A 7,111-nucleotide genomic window follows, 5' to 3' on the forward strand; every position below is an offset into this window, starting at 1 on the left:
GTTTCTCCCAAAGGTTCTGGCGTGCCCCGGGCCCTCCCCGCAGCCGCCTCTGGTGTCACAGATGCGGGTGAGATCATGCGCCTTCAACAGTTCACTGGCCGTGTTCGTCGCCGTTTTTTTACTTAATCGCGGGCATGCTCGGGCGATCCCAGCCCGAATGGAGCCGCCGTGACCGAACGCCACAGCCCCCTGCCCCCGCCACCGGCCGAGCGCGTCGATGACCGCTCGGCGCTGTTCCTCGATGCCGACGGCACCCTGCTGGCCTTTGCCGACGACCCGGAGGCCGTGGCGCTCGCCCCGGGCCTGCTCGCGACGCTCGATGCCCTGCACGAAGCCCTTGGTGGCGCGCTGGCTCTGGTCAGCGGGCGGCCCATCGACGGCCTGGACCGGATTTTCGGGCGCCCCGGCTGGGCCGCGGCCGGCCAGCACGGCCTGGAGCGGCGCCGCGCGGATGGCACGCTGGTCACCCTCCCGGTCGATGCCGGCGAGCTCCAGCACCTGCGCGAGGCGGTGCGCACCGCGGCGACGGCCCTGCCCGGGCTGCGGGTCGAGGACAAGAGCTGGTCGGTGGCGCTGCACTGGCGCGAGCGGCCGGAGCACGGCCCGGCGGTGGAACGACTCGCGCCAGCCATCGCCGCGGCGTTCCCCTCGTTCGAGCTGCAACCGGGCAACCATGTCTGCGAGTTCAAGCCACGCGGCATGGACAAGGGCGTGGCGGTCGAAGCCTTCCTCGGCGAAGCCCCGTTCCAGGGCCGGTCGCCCGTGTACCTCGGCGACGACCTCACGGATGAGCACGCCTTCGCGGTCGTGAACGCACGGGGCGGCATGTCGGTGCGCGTTGGTGCAAGAACACCGTCACAAGCGGCGTTCACATTGTCTAGCCCGGCGGATGTCCATGCTTGGCTGGATAAAGTGAAATCCACTTTGACATACGGAGCCGCAAGCAGACGATGAGCCGACTGGTCGTCATTTCGAACCGCGTGGCGCTGCCCAAGCAGACGCAAACCGGCGGCCTCGCTTCAGCCATGAACGCGGCGCTGCAGGAGATGGGGGGGTTGTGGTTCGGCTGGAGCGGGAATATCGCGGCCGAGACCGGCAAGGAGCTGCACGAGGTGGAAGAAGGCAACATCGCCTACGCCACCATCGATATGTCCAAGGCCGACCACGACGATTACTACAGTGGATTCGCCAACCGCGCGCTCTGGCCGCTGTTCCATTACCGCGGCGACCTCGTGGATTACCGCCGCGACCACCTGGACGGCTACCTCCGGGTGAACCGCATCTTCGCGAAGCGCGTGGCGAAGCTGCTGAAAAAGGACGATATCGTCTGGGTGCACGATTACCACCTGATCCCGCTCGCCGCGATGCTGCGCGAGCTGGGCGTGGAAAATCGCATCGGCTTCTTCCTGCACACCCCACTGCCGGCCGCGGGCCTGCTCATTACCCTGCCCCGCCACCGGGAGCTGTTGGAATCGCTGGCGTCCTACGACCTGGTCGGCCTGCACACGCAGCGCGACCTGCGTGCGCTGGAGGACTATTTCCTCCATGAGTTGGGCGCCGCCATGCGCACCGGTGGTCGCATCCGCGCGGCCAACGGGCGGATCTTCCGCGCCGGCGTGTTCCCGATCAGCATCGATACGGCCGAGGCGGTGGAGCTCGCCCACCGCGCGGAAGACAGTGGCGCGGTGTCCAAGCTGAAAGCCTCCATCGACGACCGCGCGCTGATCATCGGCGTGGACCGTCTCGACTATTCCAAGGGCCTGCCGGAGCGCTTCGAGGGCTTCGCGCGCCTGCTTCGCGATCACAAGGACATGCGCGGGCGGGTTTCACTGCTGCAGATCGCCCCGCCCTCGCGTTCGGACGTGCCGGAATATCGCTCACTCCGCCGCGAGCTCGAGCGCAGTGCGGGCCATATCAACGGCCAGTACGCCGAGCCGGACTGGGCGCCGATCCGCTACGTGAACAAATCCTTCGGCCACAAGGTGCTGGCGGGCTATTTCCGCGTCGCGAAGGTCGGCCTGGTGACCCCGCTCCGCGACGGCATGAACCTGGTCGCCAAGGAATACGTGGCGTGCCAGGACCCGCAGGACCCGGGCGTGCTGGTGCTATCGCGCTTTGCCGGCGCGGCGCAGGAGCTGGACGCGGCGCTGCTGGTGAACCCGTCGGACCTGGACGAGGTCTCCGAGGCGCTGAAGCGGGCGCTGGAGATGCCCCTGAAGGAACGGCGGATGCGCTGGCAATCCATGATGGACGTGCTCGAGCGCAACGACATCACCCACTGGCGGAACCTGTTCCTCCACGCGCTGATGGAGCCGCCGAGGGTGAAGCCGGAGATTTACGTGCCCTCGCCGATGACGGCGCCCTGATACAGGGCCCCGCCCTTTCGCGGGGCGATCGCTCGCAAGCTCGCTCCCACAAGGGCATCAGCCCTTAGCGTCGTATTCCGCGAGGTTGTGGGAGCGCGCTTGCGCGCGATGCCTGCGAAGCGCGGGCGCAGTTACCTGGTCCAGATCAGACTGGCAAACCGTCCGCTCTGCGCCCCATCCCGCCGGTAGGAATACAGCCGGTGGTCGGTGAACGTGTCGAAGCCACCGCCGCTGACCCGGGTGACCCCGGCGGCCGCCAGGCGGCGCCGGGCCAGGACGTACAGGTCGCAGAGCCAATGGCCGGGCCGCGTGGCGGTGAAGGCTTCAGCCGCTCCTGCGTCATGGCTGACAAACGCCTCGCGAACCTCATCGCCCACTTCATACGACCCGCCACCGATGGCGGGCCCCAGCCAGGCCTGGACGCCTTCGGCGCCCATGGCCTTCACCGTGTTCTCCAGCACGCCGGCCGCCAACCCACGCCAGCCGGCATGGGCCGCTCCAATGGTCTGCCCATCGGCCGAGACGAACAGCACCGGCAGGCAATCGGCGGTGAGGATAGCCAGCACCTGGCCCGGACCGCGGGCCACGGCGGCATCCGCCACCGGCTCCTCACCTTCGGCCGCGACCCCTTCCGCCACATCGGTGCCGTGCACCTGGCGCAGCCACAGCGGCTCCGCCGGCAGGCCCAGGGCCGTCACCACCGAGGCACGGTTGGCGGCCACGGCGACGAGGTCATCCCCCGAGCGCAGGCCCAGGTTCAGGCGGCCATAGGGCCCGGCAGACACGCCGGGGCCCTGCCGGGTCGATACCGCGGCCCCGATGCCGTCCGGCGCGGCCCAGTCCGGGCGGATCCAGGCGTCATCCATCCCGCTCAGTCCTCGATCGGGTTGATCGCCGTATCGGCACGCAGGGCCTCGATCAGGGCATCCTGGTCCGGCGGGCGCGGCGATTCGAAGGCGAGGTATTCACCCGTGATCGGGTGCTCGAACGCCAGCTTCTCGGCGTGCAGGGCCTGGCGACGGAAGCCGCGCAGCGCATCGATCAGCTCCTGGCTGGCGCCGCGCGGCAGGCGCAGGCCGTTGCCATAAAGCTGGTCGCCGACCAGCGGATGGCCGATATGGGCCATGTGCACGCGGATCTGGTGGGTGCGGCCCGTCTCGAGCTGGCACTGCAGCACGCTATGGGCGCGGAAGCGCTCGCGGACACGGTAATGCGTGATCGCGGCCTTGCCACCCTGTTCCTCGTCGCGGATGCCCTGCTTCAGCCGGTCATGCTGGTGGCGGCCAATGGCCTCGTCCACCGTGCCGCCGGCCACCATGGTGCCCAGCACCACGGCCTCGTACTGGCGGTGCACGTCGTGCCGGGAAAGCATGGCCACCAGCGCCGTCTGGGCGGCGATGGTCTTGGCCACGACCATCAGGCCCGAGGTGTCCTTGTCCAGGCGGTGGACGATGCCGGCGCGGGGCAGCTGGGCCAGCGCGGGCAGCCTGTGCAGCAGCGCGTTGAGCATCGTCCCAGCCGGATTCCCGGCGCCAGGGTGCACCACCAGGCCCACCGGCTTGTCGATCACCATGAGGTCGTCGTCTTCATAGACGACGTTCAGGGCGATGTCCTCGGGCTGGGCATCGCCCACCTCGACGGCCAGCTCGGCCTCCAGGACCACCGTCTCGCCACCCTTCAGCAGGGTGCGCGGCGCCGCGGGGGCCCCGTCCAGCAACACCTTGCCCTCCTTGACCCACGCCGTGAGGCGGGATCGGGAGTAATCGGGGACCATCTCGGCCAAAGACTGGTCGAAGCGCCGTCCTGCGGCCGTCAGCGGCACAGTGGCCTCGTGTCGTAACGTCGTCATACCGCTCCGCCCGGCCGGGGGCCGGTTTCAGCTATCATGCCCATTCGCTCAAGCATCCGAACTCTCTCAATGCGTGCAACCAAGATCACCATTCTGCTCGTCCTCGTCATGTCGATGAGCGCCTGCTCGATGTTCCGCAGCAAGAAGGAGACGATCGACACCATGCCGATCGACCGCCTCTACGCGAACGCACACGACTCGCTGGAGCATGCCGACTATGCCGCGGCGGAGAAGGCCTACCAGCGCCTTATCGCGCGCTTCCCGTCCGGCGATATCAACGAACAGAGCCAGATCGAGCTGGCCTACGCGCAGTACAAGGACAACAAGCCGGATGACGCGTACTCGACGATCAACCGCTTCATCAAGACGTTTCCGACCCACAAGCATGCAGATTATGCCTATTACCTGCGCGGTCTGATCAATTTTGATCGCACTGGCGGCTTCCTGGAGCGTTATTTCCAGAAGGGCGACAACACCGGGGCCACCCGCCGCGACCAGGGTTTCAACCTGACGGCGTTCGACGATTTCAGCCAGCTGACCCGTCGTTACCCGAACAGCGCCTACGCCACGGATGCCCGCCAGCGCATGATTTACCTGCGTAACCAGCTGGCCCGCTTCGAAATCAACGTGGCCGAGTACTACCTGCGGACCAAGTCGTACATCGCCTCGGCCGACCGCGCCCAGTACGTGGTCGAGCACTACCAGCAGTCGCCGGAAACGGCCGATGCCCTGGCGATCCTGACCCGCAGCTACCTGGCCCTGGACCGCAAGCCGCTGGCCGACCAGTCCCGCTCGGTGCTGGCCCTGAACTACCCGGACCACCCGTACCTCACGGACCCGAACTGGCCGCACCACCCGTCGATCTGGCGCAAGGCCATCCCGTTCTCGGGACACCACTAAAAGAAAAAGCCGGCGCAAGCCGGCTTTTTTTTGCCTGCGCCAGGGTAGAGGCAATTGTGGGAGCGGGGGGGGGGGGGGGGGGGGGGGGGGGGGGGGGCCCACCCCGCCCCCCCCGCCGTTTTTTTTTGGCCGCCGCGGGGGAGGCGGTATGGTGGGGCCGCGGGGGGGGGCGGGTGGGGGCGGGCGGCCCCCCCCGGCGCCCCCCCCCCCGCTCCCACGAGGGCTGGGTTGGGGTTTAGCGCCAGCCTGAGGTGATGGGGTAGCGGCGTTCGCGGCCGAAGGCCTTGGTCGTGACGCGGGGGCCGGGGGCGGCCTGGCGGCGCTTGAACTCGTTGATGTAGACGAGGCGGATGACCCGGCGGACCGTGGCGTCGTCGTAGCCGGCGGCGATGATGTCTTCCGCGGAAGCCTCGCCCTCGATGAAGTGCTGGAGGATCGCGTCCAACTCATCGTACGGCGGCAGCGAATCCTGGTCGGTCTGGTCGTGGCGCAGCTCGGCCGAGGGCGGGCGCTCGATCACGGCTTCGGGGATGCCGCCATCGATCGCCGCGCGGTAGCGCGAGAGGTTGTACACCACCGTCTTGTAGACATCCTTGAGCGGCGCGTACGCACCGCACATGTCGCCGTACAGCGTGGCGTAGCCCACCGCCATTTCGCTCTTGTTGCCGGTGGAAAGCAGCAGCCGGCCGAACTTGTTCGACATGGCCATGAGCAGCACGCCGCGCGTGCGCGACTGCAGGTTTTCTTCCGTGATATCCGGCTTGCGGTCACCGAAGACCGGGGCAAGCGCGCCGGTCAGGGAATCGTAAATACCCTCGATCGGGACGATGTGGTATTCGACGCCGAGGTGCTCCGCCTGGGCCTTCGCCTCGCGCAGCGAAAGATCCGACGTGTACTTGGTCGGCATCATCACCGCCGTGACCTTGTCCTTGCCCAGCGCATCGACCGCCATGACCAGGGTCAGGGCCGAGTCGATACCACCGGAAAGGCCCAGCAGCACGCCTTCGAAGTGGTTCTTGCCCACGTAATCGCGGATGCCGCGGACGATGCCGTCGTACATCACGGCCTCGGCACTGCGGGTATCCGGCGCGGGCCAGTCGAGGGCCTTCAGTTGCTTCGTCGCGCTGTCGTATTCCACGCCCAGCAGCAGGTCTTCGAAGAACGGGGCGCGGGCGGCGATGCTGCCATCCGGCTGGACCAGCAGCGAGTGGCCGTCGAACAACAGGTCATCCTGGCCACCGACGAGGTTCACATAGGCGATGGCAACACCGTTTTCCGTCGCGCGCTGCTGGAGCAGCGCCTCGCGGGTGGCGGCCTGGCGCTGGTCGTAGGGCGAGGCATTGATCACGAGGATCAGCTCCGCTCCGGCGTCCGCCGCGTGCGCCGCCGGCTCGGCTTCCCAGATGTCCTCGCACACCAGCATGCCGACGCGGACGCCTTCGATGTTGAAGACGTGGGTCTGCTCACCCGCGCGGAAATAGCGTTTCTCGTCGAACACCGTGTAATTGGGCAGCGCCTGCTTGTGGTAGGTCCATTCGACCTTGCCGTCGCGGATCAGCGAGGCGGCGTTGTAGACCTCGCCCTGGCTATCCGGGTAGCCCACGATCGCGGCGATGCCCTTCAGGTCGGGCGCCAACGCCTCGAGCTCACGGCCGCAGGCCTGGAGGAAGCTCGGCCGCTGGAGCAGGTCTTCCGGCGGGTAGCCGGAGAGGGTCAGCTCGGGGAATGCGATGAGCTTGGCCCCGAGGCGGTCGCGCGCCTCGGCGGCAAGGGCCCGTACCCGGCGCGCGTTGTCGGCGGTCGCGCCGACGGGGAAATCGTGCTGGGCCAGGGCGAAGCGAAAGGTGGACATGGGGGATCCGTGGAATCGCGGGGATCGCCCATGATACCGCGTCAGGTCGCCATACCCTCGTAGGAGCCCACCCGGTGGGCGACCCCTTTCGCCGGAGAGCTACAGGGCCGGTGGCGTTGTGGCGAAAGATTTCGCCCACCGGGT

6 protein-coding genes are annotated in these 7,111 nt (G+C 67.9%); 3 read left to right on the forward strand and 3 right to left on the reverse strand.

The features are described 5' to 3' along the window. Window positions 1–168 precede the first annotated feature (168 nt). Both otsB and otsA read left to right on the forward strand, forming a co-directional pair. The gene (otsB, locus tag ACTHLF_RS12360) at window positions 169–954 is read left to right on the forward strand and encodes a trehalose-phosphatase (protein ID WP_440327643.1); all 786 of its coding nucleotides are present in this window, start codon (window positions 169–171) and stop codon (window positions 952–954) included. Further along, the gene (otsA, locus tag ACTHLF_RS12365) at window positions 951–2,366 is read left to right on the forward strand and encodes an alpha,alpha-trehalose-phosphate synthase (UDP-forming) (protein WP_440327644.1); all 1,416 of its coding nucleotides are present in this window, start codon (window positions 951–953) and stop codon (window positions 2,364–2,366) included. The genes otsB and otsA overlap by 4 nt, the downstream gene beginning before the upstream one ends. 131 nt (window positions 2,367–2,497) lie before the next feature. Here otsA and pgeF read toward each other — a convergent pair whose 3' ends face one another. Together pgeF and rluD are read right to left on the reverse strand one after the other, a co-directional pair. After that, window positions 2,498–3,232 carry a peptidoglycan editing factor PgeF gene (pgeF, locus tag ACTHLF_RS12370; RefSeq protein ID WP_440327645.1) on the reverse strand — a complete coding sequence of 245 codons (735 nt, stop codon included), beginning with the start codon at window positions 3,230–3,232 and terminating at the stop codon, window positions 2,498–2,500. A 5-nt stretch (window positions 3,233–3,237) separates the two neighbouring features. Continuing rightward, the gene (gene rluD / locus ACTHLF_RS12375; RefSeq protein WP_440327646.1) at window positions 3,238–4,215 is read right to left on the reverse strand and encodes a 23S rRNA pseudouridine(1911/1915/1917) synthase RluD; all 978 of its coding nucleotides are present in this window, start codon (window positions 4,213–4,215) and stop codon (window positions 3,238–3,240) included. 69 nt (window positions 4,216–4,284) lie between these two features. Between rluD and ACTHLF_RS12380 the strand changes: the two genes are divergently transcribed. Next, complete coding sequence (locus tag ACTHLF_RS12380) at window positions 4,285–5,115, forward strand: outer membrane protein assembly factor BamD (protein ID WP_440327647.1); 831 nt, start codon at window positions 4,285–4,287, stop codon at window positions 5,113–5,115. A gap of 235 nt (window positions 5,116–5,350) precedes the next feature. On the opposite strand, the gene ACTHLF_RS12385 is transcribed toward ACTHLF_RS12380, so the two are convergent. Then, window positions 5,351–6,967, reverse strand: coding sequence for an NAD+ synthase (locus tag ACTHLF_RS12385; RefSeq protein WP_440327648.1), 1,617 nt, complete (start codon window positions 6,965–6,967; stop codon window positions 5,351–5,353). Between the last annotated feature and the right edge of the window lie 144 nt (window positions 6,968–7,111).

This window comes from Luteibacter sp. (assembly GCF_051958795.1).
Classification (GTDB): domain Bacteria; phylum Pseudomonadota; class Gammaproteobacteria; order Xanthomonadales; family Rhodanobacteraceae; genus Luteibacter.

What these genes read in the sequence shown, in the direction of transcription:
- otsA (WP_440327644.1), top strand. Translation starts at nt 951, where the DNA reads ATGAGCCGACTGGTCGTCATTTCGAACCGCGTGGCGCTGCCCAAGCAG.
- pgeF (WP_440327645.1), bottom strand. Translation starts at nt 3,232, where the DNA reads ATGGATGACGCCTGGATCCGCCCGGACTGGGCCGCGCCGGACGGCATC.
- rluD (WP_440327646.1), bottom strand. Translation starts at nt 4,215, where the DNA reads ATGACGACGTTACGACACGAGGCCACTGTGCCGCTGACGGCCGCAGGA.
- ACTHLF_RS12380 (WP_440327647.1), top strand. Translation starts at nt 4,285, where the DNA reads ATGCGTGCAACCAAGATCACCATTCTGCTCGTCCTCGTCATGTCGATG.
- ACTHLF_RS12385 (WP_440327648.1), bottom strand. Translation starts at nt 6,967, where the DNA reads ATGTCCACCTTTCGCTTCGCCCTGGCCCAGCACGATTTCCCCGTCGGC.